At 53.7% G+C, this 22,571-nt stretch carries 17 protein-coding genes and 1 pseudogene; 6 read left to right on the forward strand and 12 right to left on the reverse strand.

Annotated features, from left to right (window positions below; genetic code table 11):
- Window positions 1-108 precede the first annotated feature (108 nt).
- A complete protein-coding gene (locus EZ315_RS02165; protein ID WP_135470216.1) occupies window positions 109-1,614 on the forward strand; it encodes a potassium/proton antiporter in 1,506 nt (501 codons plus the stop codon).
- Here EZ315_RS02165 and EZ315_RS02170 read toward each other — a convergent pair.
- From EZ315_RS02170 to EZ315_RS02195, 6 genes and pseudogenes are all read right to left on the reverse strand, one after another.
- Window positions 1,589-4,069, reverse strand: coding sequence for a bifunctional UDP-N-acetylmuramoyl-tripeptide:D-alanyl-D-alanine ligase/alanine racemase (locus EZ315_RS02170; RefSeq protein ID WP_135470218.1), 2,481 nt, complete (start codon window positions 4,067-4,069; stop codon window positions 1,589-1,591). The two genes, EZ315_RS02165 and EZ315_RS02170, sit on opposite strands and share 26 nt — an antisense overlap.
- Window positions 4,059-5,021, reverse strand: coding sequence for a GSCFA domain-containing protein (locus EZ315_RS02175; protein WP_135470219.1), 963 nt, complete (start codon window positions 5,019-5,021; stop codon window positions 4,059-4,061). Before EZ315_RS02175 ends, EZ315_RS02170 begins: the two co-directional genes overlap by 11 nt.
- On the reverse strand, window positions 5,021-5,410 hold the full coding sequence (locus EZ315_RS02180) for a hypothetical protein (RefSeq protein WP_135470221.1): 390 nt from the start codon (window positions 5,408-5,410) through the stop codon (window positions 5,021-5,023). Before EZ315_RS02180 ends, EZ315_RS02175 begins: the two co-directional genes overlap by 1 nt.
- A gap of 119 nt (window positions 5,411-5,529) precedes the next feature.
- Window positions 5,530-7,572, reverse strand: a complete 2,043-nt coding sequence (locus tag EZ315_RS02185; protein ID WP_135470223.1) for a ComEC/Rec2 family competence protein — start codon at window positions 7,570-7,572, stop codon at window positions 5,530-5,532.
- A 42-nt stretch (window positions 7,573-7,614) separates the two neighbouring features.
- Window positions 7,615-8,634, reverse strand: a complete 1,020-nt coding sequence (locus EZ315_RS02190) for a YeiH family protein (RefSeq protein WP_370463759.1) — start codon at window positions 8,632-8,634, stop codon at window positions 7,615-7,617.
- A pseudogene (locus EZ315_RS02195) lies at window positions 8,622-9,382 on the reverse strand (shikimate dehydrogenase family protein). The gene EZ315_RS02190 and the pseudogene EZ315_RS02195 overlap by 13 nt, the downstream one beginning before the upstream one ends.
- A gap of 195 nt (window positions 9,383-9,577) precedes the next feature.
- Here EZ315_RS02195 and EZ315_RS02200 point away from each other — a divergent pair.
- The 5 genes from EZ315_RS02200 to EZ315_RS02220 are packed head-to-tail and all read left to right on the forward strand — an operon-like array spanning window position 9,578 to window position 15,216.
- The gene (locus tag EZ315_RS02200) at window positions 9,578-10,294 is read left to right on the forward strand and encodes an ABC transporter ATP-binding protein (protein WP_135471888.1); all 717 of its coding nucleotides are present in this window, start codon (window positions 9,578-9,580) and stop codon (window positions 10,292-10,294) included.
- Window positions 10,294-11,511 carry an ABC transporter permease gene (locus EZ315_RS02205; protein ID WP_135470226.1) on the forward strand — a complete coding sequence of 406 codons (1,218 nt, stop codon included), beginning with the start codon at window positions 10,294-10,296 and terminating at the stop codon, window positions 11,509-11,511. Before EZ315_RS02200 ends, EZ315_RS02205 begins: the two co-directional genes overlap by 1 nt.
- Before the next feature lie 5 nt (window positions 11,512-11,516).
- Window positions 11,517-12,761, forward strand: a complete 1,245-nt coding sequence (locus EZ315_RS02210) for an ABC transporter permease (protein ID WP_135470228.1) — start codon at window positions 11,517-11,519, stop codon at window positions 12,759-12,761.
- A gap of 13 nt (window positions 12,762-12,774) precedes the next feature.
- Window positions 12,775-13,896 carry an efflux RND transporter periplasmic adaptor subunit gene (locus tag EZ315_RS02215; protein ID WP_135470230.1) on the forward strand — a complete coding sequence of 374 codons (1,122 nt, stop codon included), beginning with the start codon at window positions 12,775-12,777 and terminating at the stop codon, window positions 13,894-13,896.
- Window positions 13,897-13,905: 9 nt separating this feature from the next.
- Window positions 13,906-15,216, forward strand: coding sequence for a TolC family protein (locus EZ315_RS02220; protein WP_135470232.1), 1,311 nt, complete (start codon window positions 13,906-13,908; stop codon window positions 15,214-15,216).
- A 220-nt stretch (window positions 15,217-15,436) separates the two neighbouring features.
- On the opposite strand, the gene galK is transcribed toward EZ315_RS02220, so the two are convergent.
- From galK to EZ315_RS02250, 6 genes are all read right to left on the reverse strand, one after another.
- A complete protein-coding gene (gene galK / locus EZ315_RS02225) occupies window positions 15,437-16,579 on the reverse strand; it encodes a galactokinase (protein WP_135470234.1) in 1,143 nt (380 codons plus the stop codon).
- Between the two features lie 15 nt (window positions 16,580-16,594).
- On the reverse strand, window positions 16,595-17,500 hold the full coding sequence (locus EZ315_RS02230) for a sugar phosphate nucleotidyltransferase (RefSeq protein ID WP_135470236.1): 906 nt from the start codon (window positions 17,498-17,500) through the stop codon (window positions 16,595-16,597).
- A gap of 32 nt (window positions 17,501-17,532) precedes the next feature.
- Entirely contained in the window at window positions 17,533-18,573 is a 1,041-nt protein-coding gene (locus EZ315_RS02235) for an aldose epimerase family protein (protein ID WP_135470237.1), read from the reverse strand.
- A gap of 123 nt (window positions 18,574-18,696) precedes the next feature.
- A complete protein-coding gene (gene rodA / locus EZ315_RS02240; RefSeq protein ID WP_135470239.1) occupies window positions 18,697-20,160 on the reverse strand; it encodes a rod shape-determining protein RodA in 1,464 nt (487 codons plus the stop codon).
- 3 nt (window positions 20,161-20,163) lie between these two features.
- On the reverse strand, window positions 20,164-22,026 hold the full coding sequence (gene mrdA, locus EZ315_RS02245; RefSeq protein WP_135470241.1) for a penicillin-binding protein 2: 1,863 nt from the start codon (window positions 22,024-22,026) through the stop codon (window positions 20,164-20,166).
- Window positions 22,010-22,531 carry a rod shape-determining protein MreD gene (locus tag EZ315_RS02250; protein ID WP_135470243.1) on the reverse strand — a complete coding sequence of 174 codons (522 nt, stop codon included), beginning with the start codon at window positions 22,529-22,531 and terminating at the stop codon, window positions 22,010-22,012. Before EZ315_RS02250 ends, mrdA begins: the two co-directional genes overlap by 17 nt.
- Window positions 22,532-22,571: the final 40 nt, after the last annotated feature.

Below are 22,571 nucleotides of genomic sequence, written 5' to 3' on the forward strand. Positions count from 1 at the left end.
AATCACAATGCGGAGGAATATTTTTTTCGGAAAAATTCGTGATAATAGAACGCCAAGCCCTAAATTTGCATAAAAATTACGTATCCACCCCTAACCTAATATAACCATATGGAATATCTGTCGTCGGAGAGTGTAATGCTCGTAGGCTCGATACTGCTGATAGCAGGTGTGCTGATAGGAAAATCAAGCTACCGGATAGGTCTGCCCATCCTTCTCATCTTCCTGCTTGTGGGGATGGGATTCGGGACAGACGGAGCGGGCATACAGTTCAGCGACATGCACACAGCACAGAGCATAGGCATGGTGGCACTCTGCATCATACTGTTCTCGGGAGGCATGGGCACAAAAATCTCTGCCATACGTCCGGTGATAATGCCGGGGATAGCACTCTCCACAGCGGGTGTGCTCATGACCGCTTTCATAACCGGAGGGTTCATATGGCTGCTGTCGGGGATGGAGTGGACGAATATACATTTCGCATTCCTACCGTCGCTGCTGCTTGCGGCAACGATGTCGTCGACCGACTCGGCATCGGTGTTCGGGATACTCGGCTCGCAGAAGGTGGCTATGCGCAACAATCTGCGCCCTCTGCTGGAACTGGAGAGCGGCTCGAATGACCCTATGGCCTATATGCTCACCATAATCCTCATAGAGACCATAACAATGGGGAGCGAACTGTCGGGGTGGAGCGTGATATGGCAGCTGTCGCTTCAGTTCGGAATAGGTGGACTGATGGGTGTGGCTATGGGTAAAACAACATCTCGGCTGATAGCCTTCTACCGCACCTGGGGGAATGCCAAGGGTGCAGGCGAGGACCCGTCACAGGCCACTGCGATGATATCCATAATGATACTCGGGGCTGTGTTCCTGACATTCTCCGCGACAACAGCCCTTGCTGGGAACGGATATCTGGCTGTGTACATATGCGGCATACTCCTGGGCAACGAGCGTCTGCCCAACCATCGCGGTATATCGAAATTCATGGACGGCATGACCTGGCTCATGCAGATAGTGGTGTTCCTGATGCTCGGGCTTCTTGTGAACCCCCATGAGATGCTTGACGTGGCAGCCGTGTCGCTGCTCATAGGTGTATTCATGATAGCGATAGGCAGACCGCTGAGCGTGTTCCTGTCACTCGCGCCTTTCCGCGGCATCACACTGCGCTCCAAACTGTGGGTGTCGTGGGTGGGTCTGCGCGGTGCGGTGCCAATAATCTTCGCCACCTATCCAGTGGTGGAGAATGTGCAGGGGGCGGGAGAGATATTCAACATAGTGTTCTTCGTGACACTGCTGTCGCTGCTCATACAGGGGACAAGTGTGATAAGCTCCGCCCGCAAGCTCGACCTTATCGACACTGACGCGGCTCCAGAGGAGGATTTCGGCGTAGAGCTTGCCGACGAGCTGCCGACATCGCTCCACACAATAGAGCTATCGGAGAGGGAGCTGACAAAAGGGAACACTCTGAGAGAGATGTCGCTCCCAAAGGGCTCCCTTGTGATGATGGTGAAACGCGGCGGACGCTATATGGTGCCAAACGGCACTCTGAAACTTGTGCCGGGTGACAGGCTGCTGGTGATACAGGAGGATGTCACTCCCGATAGTAGACACGCTTGACGCGCTGAGAGATCGATGTGAGGACCTCGTAGGGGATGGTGCCGAGGGTGTCGGCTATGGCTTCAACAGGGACGCTGTCGCCGAATATCTCGACCCTGTCGCCGGGCTGGACTCCGGGGATTCCGGTGACATCGATCATACAGGAGTCCATACATATGCTGCCGACTGTGGGACAGAGGACTCCGCGCACGCAGAAAGATGCGTTGCCGTAGCCGAGGTGACGGTTTATGCCGTCGGCATAGCCCACAGGGACTGTGGCTATCACGGAGTCGCGGCTGAGTATGCCTCGGCGGTTGTAGCCTATGGTGGTGCCTGCCTCCCAGTGTTTTACCGATATTACAGATGTGCTGAGTGAGGATATGGGGCGTAGCTCGTCCTGGGAGCCGTCGTGCATGGTGCGTATGCCGTAGAGCCCTATGCCGAGACGCACCATGTCGCGCTGCTGCCCGGGGAAACGTGTGATGCCTGTGGAGTTGAGGATGTGGCTCAGTATCCTGCGCCCGGGGAATGCCGAACGGAGCATGACGCAGCAGCGTTCGAAATAGTCGAACTGACGGAGGGTGTATTCGTCCTCGGAGGGGTCGTCGGCGGCACAGAGATGAGAGAATATGCTTGAGGGTGACACACAGTCCTGACTGCGCAGGACTTCTATGACCTCGGGAAGAGTGTCGAGACGGAAACCGAGACGGTGCATGCCGGAATCAATCTTGATGTGGACCGGATAGTCCTTTATGCCCCGGCGGCGTGCCTCGGCGATGAGGCTGCGGAGGAAGTCGACGGAGTAGATCTCCGGCTCCAGATGGCTGTCGAAGATGGCGTTGAGGTCGTCGACCGCGGGGTTGAGGACTATGATGGGCATGGTGATGCCTGCCTGGCGCAGATCCACGCCTTCGTCGTGGACGGCTACTGCCAGATAGCTTGCGCCCTGGCTCTGGAGGGTCTTTGCGAGTTCGTGGGAGCCGGCACCGTAGCCTGATGCCTTGATCATGCATACCATGCCGGTGTCGGGCCTGACGCGGGAACGGAAAAAGTTGAAGTTGTCGACAACGGCGTCGAGGTTTATCTCAAGGACGGTGCCGTTGCGGCGTTTCTCAAGGAGGCGTGCGACGTTGCCGAGAGGTTCGTCCTGAGAGCCTTTGATGAGTATGAGCTCGGATCGGAAATCGTCGGGGGTGACGCTGCCGAGAAATTCCTCAACAGAGGGATAGGTAACAGAACCTGCCGGAAGGGATGATGAACGGGAATTGATCTCCGGACCTATGCCTATGATGCGGTCGATGTGCCTGAGACGCAGCATGGCGGCGGCGCGGGCGTACACGTCGGCAGCGGGCAGCCCCTCCGTGTCGATATCCCCGAGGATGACTGTGAGGGTGTGATCGGGGGTGACACGACGCGACATGAAGTCGAGAGAGAGGGAGAGGGATGCGATGCCGGAGGAGAAGGTGTCGTGAATCATCTGGCAATCATTCACTCCGTCAGCAACATCGAGACGGGTGCGGACCGGACGCAATAAGGGCATACGGTCGGCTATGGTGGCGGGGTCGGTGCCGAGAAGGAGCATCACCGCCAATGAGGTGACGGCATTCTCTATATCCCTCTCGGATGTGAAAGGGATGGTGAACTGTCCGGACAATGCTCCTGGGACCCAATGATAGTCAATGGTGGATGAGCCGTCAGCCTTAGAAACCCTGACTATGCGCAGTGCGGCTCCTGGGGTGTCAAGGCGGGTCCACCCTACCCTATCGGGCCCTTGGGGGAGGGAGTCGGAGATAAGCCGGTTGTCGGCACAGTAGACGGCATAGCGGCACCGGCGCATAAGCGAAGCCTTCTCTCGGCATTTCTGTGCTATGTCGGAAAAGCCGTGGCTATGTGCCGCGCCGATGTTGGTGAAGATTCCTATCTCGGGGGATATGACTGACTCCAGACGGTCCATCTCACCGGGAAGGGATATACCTGCCTCAATGATTGCCATCTCCGTGCCGCTGTCGATGGCGCACAGGGACAGCGGGACACCTGTCTGGGAATTATAGCTGCGCGGTGACCTCACGACCCTGAGGTCAGGGGATATGAGGCGGTAGAGCCATTCCTTGACTGTGGTCTTGCCCCGGCTCCCGGTAATGGCGATGACACGCGCTCCGGACTTTGCACGATGGGAGGCTGCCAACTTCTGGAGGGCGTCGATGACAGAAGGGACTTTGAGGAAGTTGGCCTGAGGCATGGATGAGGCGTCGGCGGGAATGGTGTCGACCACAAAGTCGCGCACACCACCATGGGCATATAGGGAGGCGATGTAGTTGTTACCGTCGCCCGAGGGGGTGCGTAGGGCAAAGAAGAGTGTGCCGGACGGATCAAGGAGGGAACGGCTGTCGGTGAGGAGGGAGGTTATTCTATGGTCAGGAAATGCCGGTGAGCCGGCATTGATGATGCGGGCTATCTCGGAAATGCTATAATCCATTGGAAATGTATCTGTCTATGATTGGAGCCAGGAGAGGATGGGCTTTGGTGAATTCTTCTATGATCTGTGAGGTGTCGTCAGCCGGGGTGCCTCCCATGGGACGATGGGCGAGACGGCGTGTGAGACGGCGGGATTGTGAGGCAAGGTCACGTGTGGAGGGGGAGAAATATGTGGCTGAGAATATGTCGTAGATGTATCTGACAGCCTGGTCGGTGGGGTGCTTCATGTCGTCGGCATAGAAGCGATAGTCGCGCAGGTCGTCCATCATTATCTCGAACGACGGAAAATAGTGGGTGGATGGAAAGGTCCTGACTACGGAGTCAATTGCAAGAAGGAGGGTTGCCTTGGATATGGAGTTGATGTGCGCACCCTGCCCCAAATAGCGCAAAGGGCTTACTGTAAATATTATATGTATGTCGGGATTGACGGTACGGACCATACTGACCAAAGACTCCAAATCGTCGGTGCACTGATCGAGTGAAAGGGTCTCTTCACGGAATGAAGATGACGGCAGCCTGTGGCAGTTGGCTACAACCATGCCTTGTTGACGGTGGCGGAACACCCGGGTGGTGCCAAGGGTGACGATAAGGGAGGAGGCGTGCAGGAGGGCCTCGCGGGCAAGATGTATCTGACGTGTCATCGCCTGGGCTGCCGCCTCACGGTCGCAGCCTGAGTAGCGGGAATGGAAGAGGTGGCTGTGGAAACGCCCTTCGTGAGGGAACAGATCGCCGGGGCTTATACTGATGCCGTCGACTATGGAGGAGACAGCGCGACGCACCGACGACGGATTGTAGATGGGTCCGAAGGGGTTGACTATGACATCGAAGAGGTCGTCGCGCATGCATGCCCCTATATTGTCGGTGAAGCATGATCCGACAAGCACAACAGGGGTGCCGTGCGAGAGCAGCCCTTCAAGGCCTTTTTCGGGAGAAACCTCAGTACGGAATATCATCAGTGGATCGCATTCAGGACAATGGGGTTGCCGTAATCGGGGTAAAGATAGAGTGTGCTACCCTGGACTGACCATGAGTAGTATTCCACGTCACCTCCGCCGTAGTCAATGGTGAGAGACGAGCCGCTGACCCACCAGGAGAACTCGTAATAATCCGCTCCATATCTCGGATCGTCGACGATGTAATTGCCGTAACCGTCTTCGTAAAACTCGTAATAGACGTATTCGCGAGTGGGCGGAGCTACCTGCTCCCAGCTGCCCTCTACGGTGTAGTACCATTCATCGTCGTCATCGTCACACGATGTGAAAGATGTCATGGCTATCAGTGCTACGATCATTAAAGACAATGCCTTGACGGCTTTGCGTGAGGATGGTGTAAGTAGGCTCATAATAGTTGAATCTATGATGGTGGGGGAAACTGTTAACACTTAATGAAACAACAGAGGTGCCGACAGTGTTTTTTTCCACGCGCAAAAATACAATATTATTCGCAGCCATGCAAATGCTGTCACAATGGCGGAGAGGGCGGATATGATATTGAGAAGGGGGCTGGGCGGAGGGAGCGGTGGGGGATGGAGGCTGCGGTCAGTTCGCGACAGTAGCGGTCGTGGCGACGGCGGTCGAGATCGGCACTGAGCAGGATGGTGTCGGGACGGATCCCGGAGGCGAGCTTACGGACATCTGCCGTGAATCCGCGGCACACCACTGCATAGGTGATGCGTGCGGATGCCGGGAGTGTGTGGCTCTTCGGGATGCCTGATGCGAGGAAAAGGAATGTGGCTCCCGAGACACTTACCAGAGAGCCTTGCCTACACACCTGACCGTGAATGGCTCCATCCTCCAGCGGTACTATATCGGGGATGCCTCGGCGAAGCATGTAGGAACTGTATTTCCTGAGGCTGCGCTCCATGACTTCTCCGTGCAATGCAGGGCGGGCTGTGGTGAATGACAGGAGTGTGTCACGGTCTCTTACAAGCATGGTGGTCTCGGTGGAAGAGTGTGTTATATATACTTCCGTGGCATTGTTGTCCGGGACAGGGATAAATGACCACAACACGATGAAGAGTGTGACGACCGCCATGGCGAAGAGCATCACCACCCTCCTACCATAGAGCCAAAGGGCGAACAGGAGCAAGAGGACAAAGTACATAGCCATAACCCATTGCGGAATCCAGAGACCTGAGAATGAGGAGCCGGGAAGAGTGGCGATGTATCCGGCGATATCCATCATCATGCCGTAAAAGGTATCGACAATACTTCCCAGCCATGCTGCCGTGCAGCCGACAGCATCAAGTGCCAACAAAAGCATGCCTGAGCCAAGAATAAGTGGCAACAGAAGGGACACTGCAATGTTAGTGAACATAAAATATGCCGGAAATATATGGAAATGGAAGGCACTAACCATGCCTGTGCCCAACATTGCAGCAACCGAGACGGTGACACAGCCTGCCATAGCACGCATGACGGGATGCCTGTAACCGAAGGGGTTGAGCCTGCGGGCAAACACTATGATGGAGAGGACCGCAAGGAATGTGAGCTGAAAGCCAAGGGTGTAAATAGCTGCCGGGGTAAAGATCAGAATGACCAGTGCTGCAATAGCAAGAGCGTTAAGCGGGGACCATAACCGCTGCAACATTGTGGTGACAAGAAAAAGGGTTGCCATGACCACTGCCCTCACAACCGAAGGAGACAGTCCGGTGAGGATTGCGAAAAGCCACAGTGAGACAATGGCAAGAATCATGCTGCAACGCCTCATCCCGAATGCCGTCAATGGGAAGAGCATGATCATTATCACGGCAGAAAGGATGCCAACATGGAGCCCGCTGAGGGCGAGGATGTGGGCTATGCCTGTGGAGGAGAAGAGCTCACGAGTGGAGGGGACGATCCATGAGCGGTCGCCTGTGAGTGCAGCCATAAGGAACTCCCTGGCTCCTGATGACAAGGGCAAGACCGCTATACGCGCCTGCACGTCGCGACGGTACCGACGTATGGAGCTGACAATGCCAGGCTCCGGGGTGACGTAGCATATGCTATCGGGATGTATAAAGCATTCAGCGACAACTCCCATTACGCGATAGGGTGCATTGTAGTCGATCTCATCGGGCAGGTCGAGCCGGCTATCGAGAGGGCGCAGACTGCCATTAAACCGAATGCGGTCAGCCTCGTCGGCGGGGGGTATCATAGACGGAACGACAGCCTTGACAATGAAACGCGGTGCGGGCCGAAGACCGCAGGAGTCAATGCCGACAACCAGCACCCGCGCCCCATCGTACTCCCTGTGCTCCTTGACAACACCGGAGAATGACATGCTCACACTGCCGCCGTCACTCACAAATCCCGGCTTAAGAGGGCGATGAGCTTCGCTGACCATAAACCCCAATGCAATGGCAAGGGATAGAATAGAGATGTAATGCCGACGCAATATGATGAATAACGCACATAAAGCCAACGGAACGGATACCCACAGAGGGGAAGACACCGTCCCGTTGAATATGATTCCGAGCATGAATGCCACCGCAAATGGCAGCATGGGGCACAGGGAGAGAGGCATAGGGAATTATGTGTCCCTGAAACTTACTGCATCAGGGGGTCGTTAATCAATGGTGTTCATGACCACCAGGAAGCTGCTCACTCCTATCACAATCCACAGTATGACCGCGAGCAGGAACGGCTTGAAGCCCACCGACTTCACCATCTTGACCGAGAGTCCGGCACCTATAAGGAAGAGTGTGAGCACAAGACCTTTCCGGGCAAGATACACGAGTGAGGATGTGAGCCATTCAGGCATAGGAAGATAGGTGTTGAGCACCATGGCAATGATGAACAGGAATATGAACCAAGGGATGGATATACTGCTCTTCCTGTCACGGAATATCACCATGGTGACAAGCGCGAGGGGTATTATCCACAGAGCACGCGTGAGCTTGATAAGCGTGGCAAGCTTAAGCGCGTCACCGGCATTGGCGACACCTTGTGCAGCAAGGAGATTGGAGTAGGCATCACCGGCACCCACCACAGAGGATGTGTCGTGGATGGCGATCGCCGCCCATGTGCCGAACTGCTGCGCGCTCATGTCGAAGAACGCTCCTATAGGGGGGAATATGAACAGTGCCACTGCATTAAGCACGAACACCACGCCCAATGACACAGCCATGTCACGGTCGTCGGCCTTGAGGACAGGTGCCACCGCGGCGATGGCACTGCCTCCGCATATTGCTGTTCCGGAAGATATGAGATAGGATGTCTTTCTGCCGATATGCAACCAGTATCCGACAAGGACACCTACCACCATTACGCTCACAACCGATACCACAGTGAAGAGCATGCCCTCACTGCCGCTCTTAAGCGACTCGGTGAGATTCATGCCGAAACCGAGCCCCACCACTGATGCCTGAAGAAGATACTTGGAGGTCTTTTTATTGAACTTCGGATAAGGGCATTCAAAAAACAGGGCATACATTATGCCGAGAAACAGAGCAAACCAAGGAGCCACAGCGACACCCGAGCCGAAGAGGTCGACAGGAAGTATCACCATAACAACCAACAGAATGTAGATGTACCTGCCTACTGCATTCATATTACCCAATTTAAGACCGAGATTTACATATTCCATATTCGCCATGATTCAAAAGCCTGGAGCAGAAGCATCTCCAGACCGTTCTTAACTTCGGCACCATGCTCAGCTCCTTTTCTCATAAATGCAGTGGTGTCAGGATTATATATAAGATCATACAGCAGATGATCGGGACCGAGAAGCCCATAGGGTATCGGAGGGAAACTGTCGACGGAAGGGTACATGCCGAGGGGGTGGTGTTGACTATCACCTTGCGGGAAGCCATAACCTCCGGGGTAAGATCATCGTAGGAAAGCATGCCTCGGCGCGGAGAGCGAGAAACATATACCGATTCCACCCCAAGCGACTTAAGCCCCTGACGCACAGCCTTAGCGGCTCCGCCTGTGCCAAGAATGAGAGCCTTTGTGCGCTGCGGAGTGATGAGCGGCGATATAGAATCGCGGAAGCCTACGACATCGGAATTGTATCCCACCAATTCATAGTCATCCTCATCGTCGGGATCGTCGCGTATGATCTTTATGACGTTGACCGCACCGATCGCCTCCGCCTCGGGATCAAGGCGGTCAAGATAAGGGATCACTTTCTCCTTGTAAGGGATTGTGACGTTGAGCCCCGACAATCCGGGGTGATCGTCGAGCACCTCCTTTAGCTCAGTGACCGAGGGTATCTCAAAATTGATGTACCGTGCATCGATCCCCTCGGCGGCAAACTTGTCGTTGAAGAAGCCACACGAAAAGGAGTGTCCGAGAGGATAACCTATCAATCCGAAAATTTTATGCGTATCCATTTGGGAAATATGAAATTGCACAAAATTACTTGTTTCTGTTAAAATAAGCAACATTTTTTCACTTTTATACGGCAAGGAGAGTAGGATGATGGCTGTTTTTTAATCTTATTTATTTAATTTTTTAAGTCTATAGTGAAACTTTATTTACAATTCATCGTCTAATAGTTATGATTGCAAAGCAATAACACAGCTATGATAATAGACCTAAAAAACGTAAATAAATCATATCCGGGAGCTGTGCCTCTGCATGTGCTGAAGGATGTGAACCTACAGATCGAGAAAGGGGAACTTGTATCCATAATGGGGGCTTCAGGCTCAGGCAAGTCCACACTTCTCAACATTCTGGGCATACTTGACAATTATGACTCCGGGGAATATCATCTTGACGGCATTCTTATAAGGAACCTGACCGAGAACAAGGCCGCCGACCTACGCAACTACCTGATAGGATTTGTGTTCCAGTCGTTCAACCTCATAAACTACAAGAACGCGCTGGAGAATGTGGCACTGCCGCTGTTCTACCGCGGCATCTCACGCAAGAAGCGTAACGCACTGGCGATGGAGCAGCTTGAGAGGATGGGCATGTCAGACCGTGCCACGCATCTGCCCGGGGAACTGTCGGGGGGACAGAAACAGCGTGTAGCCATAGCCAGGGCCCTCATAACCAATCCGTCGATAATACTTGCTGACGAGCCGACCGGAGCCCTCGACTCGAAGACCTCCAAAGAGGTGATGGAGGTGTTCCGCAATCTCAATGAAGAGGGCCGCACCATAGTCATAGTGACCCACGATCCAGGTGTAGGAGAGCAGACCAACCGTGTGATCCGCATCTCGGACGGACGCATCGCCCTCCCTGACAGCACCATCACAGCCGCAAACCAATCAGACATCATCACATCCGCCCATCCGTAATGACCGATCTAATAAACGAGATACTTGCCACACTGAGCCACAACAAGCTACGCACAGCCCTGACAGGCTTTGCAGTGTCGTGGGGCATATTCCTGCTGATAGTGCTCCTGAGCGTGTCGGAGGGGCTGGTCAACGGAATGGAGTCGATGTTCTCGCAACGGGACACGGAGTCAATGACCATAGAGGGAGGATGGACCCACAAGCCCTACAAAGGACTTACGGACAACCGTCAGATAACTCTTCGGGAACGGGACATATCGATAATACAGAACCGCAACTCCAACGTGGTGACGCGCATCGCAGCTGACATACGCAACGACAGCGCGACAATATCAACAGGGAAGGACTATGTGACCGGAGGTTACCAGGGAGCCTACCCTTCCGCGCTCAAGAGCGAGGGGGCCACCATCATGGAGGGCAGGTTCATAAACGAAAACGACATAAGGTGGGGACGCCGCGTGATAGTGCTCCACAAGGACAATGCCCGCAATCTGTTCGGCAAAAAGTATCCTATAGGGGAACTCGTGAATATGAGCGGACTGACATTCACTGTGGTAGGCGTATATTCACATGAATGGAACACCCGCAGCTATATCCCCTACACTACCGCACGAAATCTCACCGGCGGGAGCGATAAGGTGAAGCGCATCACAGTAGGGGTCGACAACCTGAAAAACCTTGAGGAGGGGACTGCGGCGGAAGCAGGATTCTACTCCACGCTCGGGAGCGAGCATCAGTTTGACGCATCCGACAAAAGCGCGCTACGCATATGGAACCGCTTCAACCAGCATATTAAACAATCGTCGGCGATGGGAGCGCTCGGCGTGGCGATATGGATAATAGGTCTGCTCACAATGCTTTCGGGAATAGTGGGTGTAAGCAATATAATGTTTGTGTCAGTGAGGGAAAGGACCCATGAGATAGGTGTGAGACGCGCCATCGGAGCGCGCCCGCTGAGCATACTCAAACAGGTGATACTTGAGAGTGTCGCCATCACGACACTGTTCGGCTACATAGGAGTGGTGACCGGTGTGATAGCTGCGCAGGCAATCAGTGTGCTCACACAGCACATGTCGTTCATCAAGGACCCATCTGTCAATATCACCATAGCCATCCAGGTCACTGTGGTGCTGATCATCGCCGGGGCTTTGGCAGGACTGTTCCCGGCACTGAAATCACTTAAAATCAAGCCTGTGGAGGCACTCAGAGACGAATAGCAAATATGAAGAACCCGATATTTGACATAGAGAACTGGCGCGAGATAGGCACCACGCTTGCCCAGAACAAGACGCGCACTTTCATGACCGGCTTCGGAATATTCTGGGGAACCGCCATGCTTGCCCTTCTCCTTGGAGGAGCCGAGGGACTGAAGCATTTCATGTCGCGCAACTTTGAAGGATTCGCCACAAACGCCGCCACCATCTTTCCGGAACGCACGACCAAAAGCTATGCCGGATTCAACAAGGGGATGGCACTGGAAATGAACCTACAGGATGCCGACAATATACGCAGAGCCATACCTGACATAGAGAATTCATCGTCGGTCAACTTCATGTGGGCGAATGCCCTGTACGGAGACAAGAAATCCAACGCGCAGCTCACAGGGGTGGAGAATAAATACGACAAGATATTCGAGCCCATCATATTCGACGGACGTTTCCTGAATGAAGCCGACAATGCCAATTACCGTAAAGTGTGTGTGTTAGGGAAGAAAGTAGCCAGCGAACTGTTCGGAACGGCATCTGGTGTGGGCAATGACATACAGCTTAACGGCATATACTATAAAGTGATAGGGGTGGTGGGACAGATATCGGAAATCACTATAGGCGCAAACATGGATGAGTCGATATTCATACCCTCCAATTCGATGCGCCGGAGCTATAACCTCGGGGACAGAATCGACATCTTCATGATGACATTCCGTCAGGGCACGAAGCCTGGCAATTACGAAAAGCAACTGAGACGCATCATAGCATCCAACCATCCGATAGCTCCTGACGATGATGGAGCTTTCCATTACTTCAACATATCGGAAATGTTCGAGATGGTGGACAATGTGTTTGCCGGAATCACCCTTCTCGCACTGGTGGTGGGCACAGGCACCCTCTTGTCGGGAGTGATCGGCGTAGGCAACATAATGTGGATAATAGTGCGCGAACGCACACACGAGATAGGGATACGCCGCGCCATAGGCGCAAAGCCCCGCGACATAATAGCGCAGATACTATCGGAGTCCATGGTGCTCACGACGATTGCGGGGATAGCCGGAATAGTGTTTGCCGCAATCCTGCTCGGAGCCGCGGAGATTTTCACGGCAGGCCCGCAGGGACCCATAAAATTCCAGATGGATTTCAGCCAAGCCATAGGCATACTTGCAACGTTCCTGGTGCTCGGGACCGCAGCAGGTATCATCCCCGCAGTAAAAGCAATGAAAATAAAACCAATCGAAGCCCTAAACGACAAATAATTATTATCAAGATATGAAAAAGTTTTTCAGAATCCTGCTTTGGTCATTCATAGCCCTTCTTTTCGTGGGAACTTTCGTGTACCTGTTCATGAAATCACGTCCGAAGGAGATGCGCTATGAGATAGTCAGCCCCACGCTCGGGGACATAGAACGGAACACCGTGCTCACCGGCACCATAGAGCCACGCGACGAGATAGAGATCAAGCCCCAGGTGTCGGGCATAATCTCGGAAATCAATGTCGAGGCGGGCGAGATGGTAAAAGAGGGGGATGTGATAGCACGAATAAAGGTGATACCCGACGAGGGACAGCTATCATCGGCACTCTCGCGCATAGAGACAGCCAAGATAAACCTTGAGGACGCGAGCGCAAAACATGAGCGCAACACAATGCTGCTGGAGAAGAAGGTTATAAGCCGAGAGGAGTATGAGACCACCGCCACACAATACTCTCAGGCCAAAGCCGAGCTGAACGCCGCCCAGGATGCCTATTCGATTGTAAAGGAGGGTGTATCCAAGACCAACGCCAAAGGGAGCAACACGCTTGTGCGCGCCACCACATCGGGGCTGGTGCTGGATGTGCCAGTGAAGGTGGGATCGTCGGTGATACAGGCCAACACCATGAACGACGGCACCACCGTAGCCACCGTAGCCGATATGAACAACCTCATATTCAAGGGCAAGGTAGATGAGACAGAAGTGGGGCTGCTGAGCGTGAACCAGCCGATGAGGATATCTATCGGCGCGCTGCCTGACCTGCATCTCGATGCCGTGATAGAATACATAGCCCCAAAGGGAACCGAGACCAACGGCGCAAACACATTTGAAATAAAGGCGGCACTCACGGTGCCTGAGGGACAGCAGCTCAGAGCCGGATACAGCGCGAATGCCACTGTGCTGCTCAGCAAAGCCTCACAGGTGCTCACAGTGCCAGAAAGCGTGATAGAATGGGCAGGAGACAGCACATACGTGTATCTGCTCACCGACTCAATAGACGGACAGAAATTCGAACGCAAGGCTGTGACGACAGGGACATCGGACGGCGTGAACATAGAGGTGAGCTCAGGAATAACATCCGAATCCCATCTGCGAGGCCATATAATCGCTGACATGCCAAACAGCGGATCCAAAAAATAATACTGAGCTATGAAAATTACCGGTATATCCATACTGTCAGCACTGCTCATATCGGCAGCACTCCCTGCGAAAGCAGAGACATGGAGCCTGGACAGCTGCATAAATTATGCCATAGACCATAATCTCGATGTGCGTTCGGCACTCATAGAGCGTTATAAGGGTGACCTCAACGTCACTGAAGCCAAGGACCGTTTCCTCCCCACCCTCTCAGCCTCTGCCGCGCAAAGCTGGAGCTTCGGCAGGGGGCTTACGTCAGAAAACACTTATGCCAACCGAAACACATCGTCGACAGGATTCAATGTGTCGTTCTCGCTGCCAATATTCCAAGGGCTCAGCGCACTACGGCAGTTGCGACAGGCACAGGCGAACATACACACCCTCGACCTGAGAGTAGAGAACGCCAAGGATGATGTGACCCTCGGGGTCATCGCCTATTATCTACAGGTGCTTTACAGCAGGGAGATAGTGTCGGTGCGCAAGGAGGAGCTACGCCTGGCACAGACCCAGCTGGAACGGCAACAGATACTCTTCGAGGGTGACAAGGTGCCGGAGGTGGATGTGCTGCAAGCGAAATCGCAGGTGGCATCAAGCCAGGTGGCTGTGGTGAATGCAGAGAATGACTATTCACTCGCCCTGGTGGACCTGACGAGGGCTCTGGAGCTTAAGGGCACCGAGGATTTTGACGTTGAGCCTATAGACCTGGACGGAGAGCTGCCACGACTCGCATCTGCCGACGAGGTGTACAAGAATGCCCTCAACAATAATTCGGGTATACTCGCCGCTCGCTCATCGGTGGGGCTTGCTGACCATGCCATATCCATAGCCAAGACAGGGTATATACCCAAACTGTCGTTCAACGCCGGACTGGGTTCAAACTATTATACCATGTCGGGCATGCCGAGCAATTCTTTCGGCAGGCAGATGCGCGACAATTTCTCCAAGTCGCTCGGGTTTTCACTGAACGTGCCGATATTCGACGCTTTCAACACCCGCAACCAGATACGTCAGGCACGTGCCCAGAAGCTGTCAGCCGAGCTGGAACTTGAACGGCAGGAGAGCAATCTGCTGAAGACCATCCGCCAGGCCCACAGCCAGGCAGAGGGCGCGGAAGCCCAATACCGCGCCGGGGAGACGGCTGTTACCTCTGCCAAGGCGGCTCTCGATGCAATGACCGAGAAGTTCACTTACGGACGCGCCAATGCCACCGAATGGGAACAGGCTCGCTCCAACTATATAACGACCCTGTCGCAACAGGTTCAGGCCAAATACGAGATGATACTCCGAAACAGGATACTGAACTTCTATAACAAGGTAAGATAGAAATCACCTCGACAGAAGGGATACAAAAGTATCAGAAGAACAAAAGAAACAGAAGATTTAGAGCTTGTTATAAAACAAATGTGAATTGAGCATCTGCCGAATGCTGAAGTGCACCCCAAAAGTTGTACATAAAACTTTTGGGGTGCACTTCATTGTTGAAGGTGGGGAATAATTAAAAGAACTTTTGTTTCTTTTGTCCTTCTGATACTTTTGTATCTCTTTATTCTTCTATGCGGCGGGCTCCGTCAGAGATGATGACATCGTAGATCTTGGGGGCGTGACCGTACTTGGCATTGAATTTTTCTTTGGCTGTGGCTATGAAGTGGTCGTACTTGTCGTCGGCAACAAGGTTGATGGTGCAGCCGCCGAAGCCTCCGCCCATAATCCGTGAGCCTACCACTCCGCACTCCCGGGCTATGTCGTTGAGGAAATCGAGCTCCTCGCAAGACACTTCATAGTCCTTGGACAGACCGCGGTGAGTCTCGTACATGAGGCGTCCTACAGTGTCGATGTCGCCACGGTTGAGGGCGTCGCACACGTCGAGCACGCGCTCTTTCTCCTCGATGACAAACTTGGCACGCATATAGTCCTCGGCGGAGATGTCGCCCTTTACGGCTTCGAGATCAGCCATCTCGGCATCACGGAGGGTGTCGATGCCGAGACGCTTTGCCACTCGCTCACATGACTGGCGACGCTTGTTGTAGGGGGAATCCACAAGTTCGTGCTTCACCACGGAGTCAACAAGCACGAGCCTGTGGCCGTCGATGCTGAAGGGGAAATATTCGTACTCAAGCGAACGGCAATCGAGACGTATGAGGCAGTCCTTCTTTCCGAACACGGATGCGAACTGGTCCATAATGCCGCAATTCACTCCGCAATAGTTGTGCTCGGTGGACTGACCGATCTTGGCAAGCTCGAATTTCTCAATGGAGTTGCTGTTGAAAAGGTCGTTCAGGGCGTATGCGAAGCATGATTCGAGTGCGGCAGATGATGAGAGGCCTGCTCCGAGGGGCACATTGCCTGCAAAAACAGCATCAAAGCCTTTGACAACACCTCCGCGCTTGAGGGTCTCACGGCATACTCCGAACACATAGCGTGCCCACTGCTGTGATGGTGCGTCCTCTTCGCTGAGCCCGAAAGATGATTTCTCATCAAGGTCAATGGAGTAGAGATTGACTGTGTCGGTGCCGTTGGGACGGATGTCAGCCATGATCACTTTGTCGATGGCTCCGGGGAATACGAAGCCTCCATTGTAGTCGGTGTGCTCGCCAATGAGATTGATGCGTCCGGCTGATGCGTAAAGTGTGCCCTTTCCGCCGAATCGTTGGTCAAAAGCCTTGACGATTTTTTCTTTTAATTCCATGGTAATTATTGTGTTTCAGAACATTTTATCGGGGTATATGCCATCGTTGTGGAGCTGAGCGAACTTCTCGACAACGCCAGGACGGTCAGCGGCATAGGTGACTCCAAACCAGCGGGAGTCGGTGTCGAGCACCTTGACTGTTGCCTCGCCGTTGTGGATAAGGGTGTCGATACAGAGGGGGATGAAGAATTCAGCCTTGGGTGTGTCGATATCCTTATCGAGAAATTTTCTGAACTCACGTTCGCTGAAGTCGAAGTAGTCGGGTGTGAATCCCCAAAGGTTCATAGACACGGGTGTCATGGGGTCGAGTGTCTGCTCAACGCCGTTCTCGTCGGTGAACACGATGTCGCCGTTGGGGGCATAGCTTATGGCAGTGCGCTCGACCACACCAGTGAGATTGCCGTCGGCACCTGTGGAGCATACGCCGCGAGCCACGGAGCCGTTCTCGGTCATGGTGTTGCCCACACGGAATCCGACCATCGAGTAGTCGCCCTTGCGGTCGCGTGGACGCATGAGGTCGTCGGCTATCACGCGGAATGCGTCGCGCCCATAGAAGTCGTCGGCATTTATGACTGCAAATGGCTCTCTGATGACTTCATTGCCCATGAGCACAGCATGGTTAGTGCCCCATGGCTTGCTGCGGTCAGGGGGGCATGTGTAGCCTTCGGGGAGCTTGTCGGTGGACTGGAACACGACTTCGACAGGTATATGCCCCTCGTATTTTGAAAGGATCTTTTCGCGGAAATCATTTTCAAAATCCTTGCGGATAACAAATACCACCTTACCGAATCCGGCCTGGATGGCATCGTAGATGGAATAGTCCATGATGGTTTGCCCCTGAGGTCCGAGCGGATCAAGCTGCTTGAGTCCACCATAACGACTGCCCATACCGGCAGCAAGGACGAAAAGTGTGGGTTTCATAAAAAATATTGAAATTTGACTGTATTACGTTTTTACTTGAATGTGAATCTGATTGTCTCTTTGTACTCTTCGCCGGGACGGAGGACAGGTGACGGGAAGGAGGGCTTATTAGGGGCATCGGGGAATCCCTGGCATTCGATAGCCACACCGTCGTAGTCCTGATAGGCGGCTCCGGAGATACTTTCGGGGCATCCTGCGAGCCAGTTGCCTGTGTAAATCTGCATGCCCGGCTGTGTTGTCTCAACAATGAGACTGCGTCCGGAGGTGGCTCCGCGCAGCTCTGCCACAGGGATGAGCCGTCCTTTCTCGTAGCCGTCAATGACCCAGCAATGGTCATAGCCCTTGCCTATCTTCAGTGCTTCGAATTCCGCCTTGATGTCCTTGCCTATGGCTTTGAACGAGGTGAAGTCCATGGGTGTGCCCACTACGGAGGCTATCTCTCCGGTGGGGATCTGAGTGTCGTCGGTGGGGAGCCATCGCGATGCATTGAGCTTGAGCTCATGGGACAGCACGGTGCCTGAGTTCTCTCCGTCGAGATTGAAATACACGTGATTGGTGAGGTTGAGGACGGTGGGCGCATCGGTCACTGCTCCGATATTAAGGGTGAGGACATTGTTGTCGTCCCAGATGTATTCGGCTGTGGCTGTGAGATTGCCCGGGTATCCTTCCTCTGCGTCGACGGAGGTGTATGTCATTACTACTCTGCCATCGTTCTCTTCGCTTATGTCCCATATACGGTTCATGAATCCTTCAGGGCCTCCGTGGAGGGCGTTGGGACCGTTGTTGATGGCAAGTGTGTATTCCTTTCCGTCGAGGGTGAAGCGACCATTGGCGATGCGGTTGGCGAAACGTCCGGGTATCTTTCCGGCGCATGGACCGTCGGCGATCCAGGATGCGGCATCCTTGTATCCGAGAGCCACATTAGCCATGTTGCCGTTGCTGTCGGGCACGATTATAGATATGATTCCGGCTCCGAGTGTGGAGAGTGTCACGCTTGAGCCTTTGCTGTTGGTGAGGGTAAGATGAGTGATTTCACCCTTCGGGGAGGGGTAAAAGACTTTGGTAATAGACATGATGATTATTCAATAAGTAACCGCCGGGACGTAGCATTCCGGCAACGCAAATATAGCGATTTATCTTATTGTATCCAACCCTCCGGGAGCAAAAATTAGTGAAAAAGGGTGGGTAGCGGATGATCAGAAGGACCGTTCGCGACGGGAGGCGTCAATGCGCAGAAGTATGAAAACGAGGAATGTGAATCCCCACAGGGATGAGCCGCCGTAGCTGAAGAACGGAAGCGGGATACCTATCACCGGGCACAATCCTATAACCATGCCTATGTTGATGGCTATATGGAATATGAAATAACTTGCAACACAGTAGGCGTAGACTCTGCCGAACACGGTGGGCTGCCGCTCGGCAAGGGCGAGGACCCTCAATATGAGCACGACAAAGAGCAGCAGCACAGCGGACGCTCCTACGAAGCCTTCCTCTTCGCCAATGGTGCAATAGATGAAGTCGGTGTGCTGCTCCGGGACATATTTCAGCTTGGTCTGCGTGCCGTTAAGGAAGCCTTTGCCCCACATGCCTCCGGATCCGATGGCTATCTTGGACTGGTTGACATTGTAGCCTGCTCCCTGAAGGTCGTCCTCTATGCCTAAAGCCACTTTGATACGCATCTGCTGATGGCCCTTGAGCACCGAGGTGAACGTGTAGTTGACCGAGAGCATGAAGGCTATGGAGACGAGTGCCGCCGAGATGGTGATGGGGAGGTGACGCCCCTTGGACTTGAACATAAGCAGCACACAGTAGACAAGCGCGACGGCTATGACCGCAAGGAAGAATATGAGACCCGGGATCTCAAGATTGACAAGGGTGAGAAGCGATGCCAGCACGCCGCTCCCAACAAACCAAAGGAAGACGTTGCGCGCGGCATCAATATCCCTGCAATAGATGGCGAGCATCGCCACTACAAGGACCATTATCATTATGAAGACCGCAGCCTGCCCCACAGGAATGCCGAGGAGAAGGGAGCCTGTGAATTTGACTTCGACCACGAAGAAGACTACGGCGCAAAGCGCGGCGAGGAGCACAAGTCCGCTCATGCCTTCACGGTAGAGGACAAAAAAGAGCGACATGTACACGAGTGCGGAGCCTGTCTCGTCCTGCCCCAGGATGAGGAGCACAGGCAGGAAGATGATCAGGAGGGCTCGGGCGTAATTCTTGCGTGAGGCGTTGAGCGTGAAGTTGTAGCTTGAAAAGAGCTTGGCAAGGCACAGGGCTGTGGCAAACTTTCCGAACTCCGCAGGCTGAAGGCTCATAGGTCCTATCTTCAGCCATGAATGGGAGCCTTTGATGTCGGGGGCAATGAATATGGTGACCAGCAGCAAGAGCAGCAATCCGGCATATATGACGTAGGCATAATTCTCGTAGACGCGCACATCTATGAGCAGGATGACCAGTCCCATAGCCAATGACAGTCCTATCCAACGGAACTGCTTGCCGGAGAATTCGGCAAAGCTGAGCATGTTGGCATGGTCGAAATCGTAGCTTGCGGCGTAGATGCTCACCATCCCAAGCCCGACGAGGATGATGTAGAGCACTACCGTGAACCAGTCGACGTATTTGAATACGGATGCTGAGGTCTCGTTCTGCTGCATAGATCAGTGTTTTTTTGTTCCGGCAAACTGTATAGTATTGCTCTGTAGCATTCTCTCTTCAAGATATTTCCGTTCGGGAGGTATGTGTCCGCGCAGATACTTCTCCATAACGAGGGAGCCTATAGGGACACCGAATGTGGCTCCGAAGCCTGCGTTCTCGACATAGACCGCCACAGCGATCTTAGGCTGGTGGTAGGGTGCGAAGCCCATGAACGCCGAGTGGTCGCGGCCGTGAGGGTTCTGCGCCGTACCGGTCTTGCCGCAGACCTCTATGTCAGGGAGGTTGGCAAGGCGGCATGTGCCTCCGGTGACTGCCATACGCATTCCCTCTGCCACTTCCTCGTACCATCTTCGGTCGATAGATGTGTCGTGACGCTCAAGAAATTCCCCGGGGACCACGGTGTCCTGGATCTCCTTGACCACATGGGGGGTGATGTAATGTCCACGGTTGGCGATTGTTGCCGAGAGGTTGGCTATCTGTAGCGGGGTGGCAAGGATCTCGCCCTGCCCGATAGCTATGGATATCACTGTGGCCGCGCTCCAGTGTCCGTCGCCGTAACGCTTGTTGTAGTATTCCACATTGGGGATGAAACCGCGGTACTCGCCAGGGAGGTCTATTCCGAGCTTATAGCCGTATCCTTGTGCCACCATGTGGTTCTTCCATATCTCAAAGGCGTTTGCCACCGAGCCGTATTTGCTTTTCTTATCGATCATGGCTCTGAGGCCCCAACAGAAGTAGGCGTTGCAGGATGTCTGGAGCGCGGGCTTGAGGGGTAGTGGCGAGCCGTGACCGTGACACCCCACCTTGAGCCTTCCAAGGATGAATCCGTGATAGCATGGGAACGGTGTGGACGGGGTGATTATCCCTTCCTGGAGATATATCAGTCCCTGTGTGGGCTTGAATGTGGAGCCAGGGGGATAGGTAGCCTGTATAGCCCTGTTGAGTAGCGGCTTGTCGAGGTCCTGCATGAGCTTGTTGTAATTGTTGCCACGCTCTCGTCCGACAAGCAGTGTGGGGTCGTAGGTGGGTGCTGTGACAAGACAGAGCACTTCGCCGGTGGACGGCTCTATTGCCACGACGGCGCCTTTCTTATTGACCATCAATGATTCGGCATACTGCTGAAGCTCGATGTCAAGGCTGAGCTTTATGTTCTTTCCGGCTATCGCCTCGCGGTCGAGCGCGCCATCCTCGTATCGTCCCTGTATTCGTCCCAGGGCGTCGCGCATAAGCACTTCGGTTCCTTTGACTCCTCGCAAAAAACGCTCGTAGGTGTGCTCCACTCCTATGTCGCCCATGTAGTCACCGCGCATATAGTAGGGGTCCTTCTCCATGTCGGCAGGCGCGACTTCCCTGATGTTGCCGAGGACATTGGACGCGCAATTGTAGTTGTATTCCCTAAGGATGCGTTTCTGGATATAAAACCCCGGGAAGCGGTAGAGCTTCTCCTGCAAACGTCCGTACTCTTCGGACGAAAGGTGGGAAAGAAGTTTCTGCGGTGAGTAGGGGGACCATCCCGGATTGCGTCTCTTGTCGCGCATGTCGGTCATGCGTCTGACAAGATCCCCGGGGGTGATGTTGACCGCGTTGCAGAAATCGATAGTGTCGAATTCCCTGATGTCGCGCGGGATGATCATCACGTCGTAGGCGGGCTGATTGTACACTACAAGGCGTCCGTCACGGTCATATATTATGCCGCGAGACGGATATACAGCCTTACGCAGAAAGGCGTTGGAATCGGCGGAATCCTTGTACTTCGCCTCCATCACCTGGAGATTGAAGAGGCGTATCACATATATGATAGCGATGATAACTATGAATCCGCCTATGACATATTGCCGTTTGGCAAGGTTATAGTCTTTTCTCACTTCGTGGAGTCATTATGGAGTCGATGCCGAGCATTATAATCATTGACAGGAATGTGCTGAATATGATGCGCAGCACCAGTTGGAGAGGGTTAAAGAACGTGAATGCCTCGATCGTGAAGATAAGCGCGCAATAAATGAGCGTAAGGGTGAGAAGATACTTCATGTACACTCCGGCTCCGAGCGACATCATTGACGGCTCGGGACGGACGAGATCCTCCTCACGCGGCACATAGAGACGGAGGACAGGACGTTTCAGCATGGCGAGGACCGTGCACGCCACGGCGTTCATGCCGTAGGTGTCGGAGAACACGTCGACAATGAGCCCGAGAAAGAATCCTATGGTAAGCACCCAATTGACCGCAAGGGTTATGGGGAGACGTATGATGAGGTATATGAAGACCATAGGCACCCCCACATTGAACAGGCATATGTGGTTGAACACTATCACCTGAGCGAATACGAGAATCACTCCGAGTAGGATAAACTGCAAAGTAAGCTTGCTCATCGCTTTTGGGTTGCTGGGGAGAGGACGGGGGTTATGATGT

This window comes from Duncaniella freteri, assembly GCF_004766125.1.
GTDB classification, from domain to species: domain Bacteria; phylum Bacteroidota; class Bacteroidia; order Bacteroidales; family Muribaculaceae; genus Duncaniella; species Duncaniella freteri.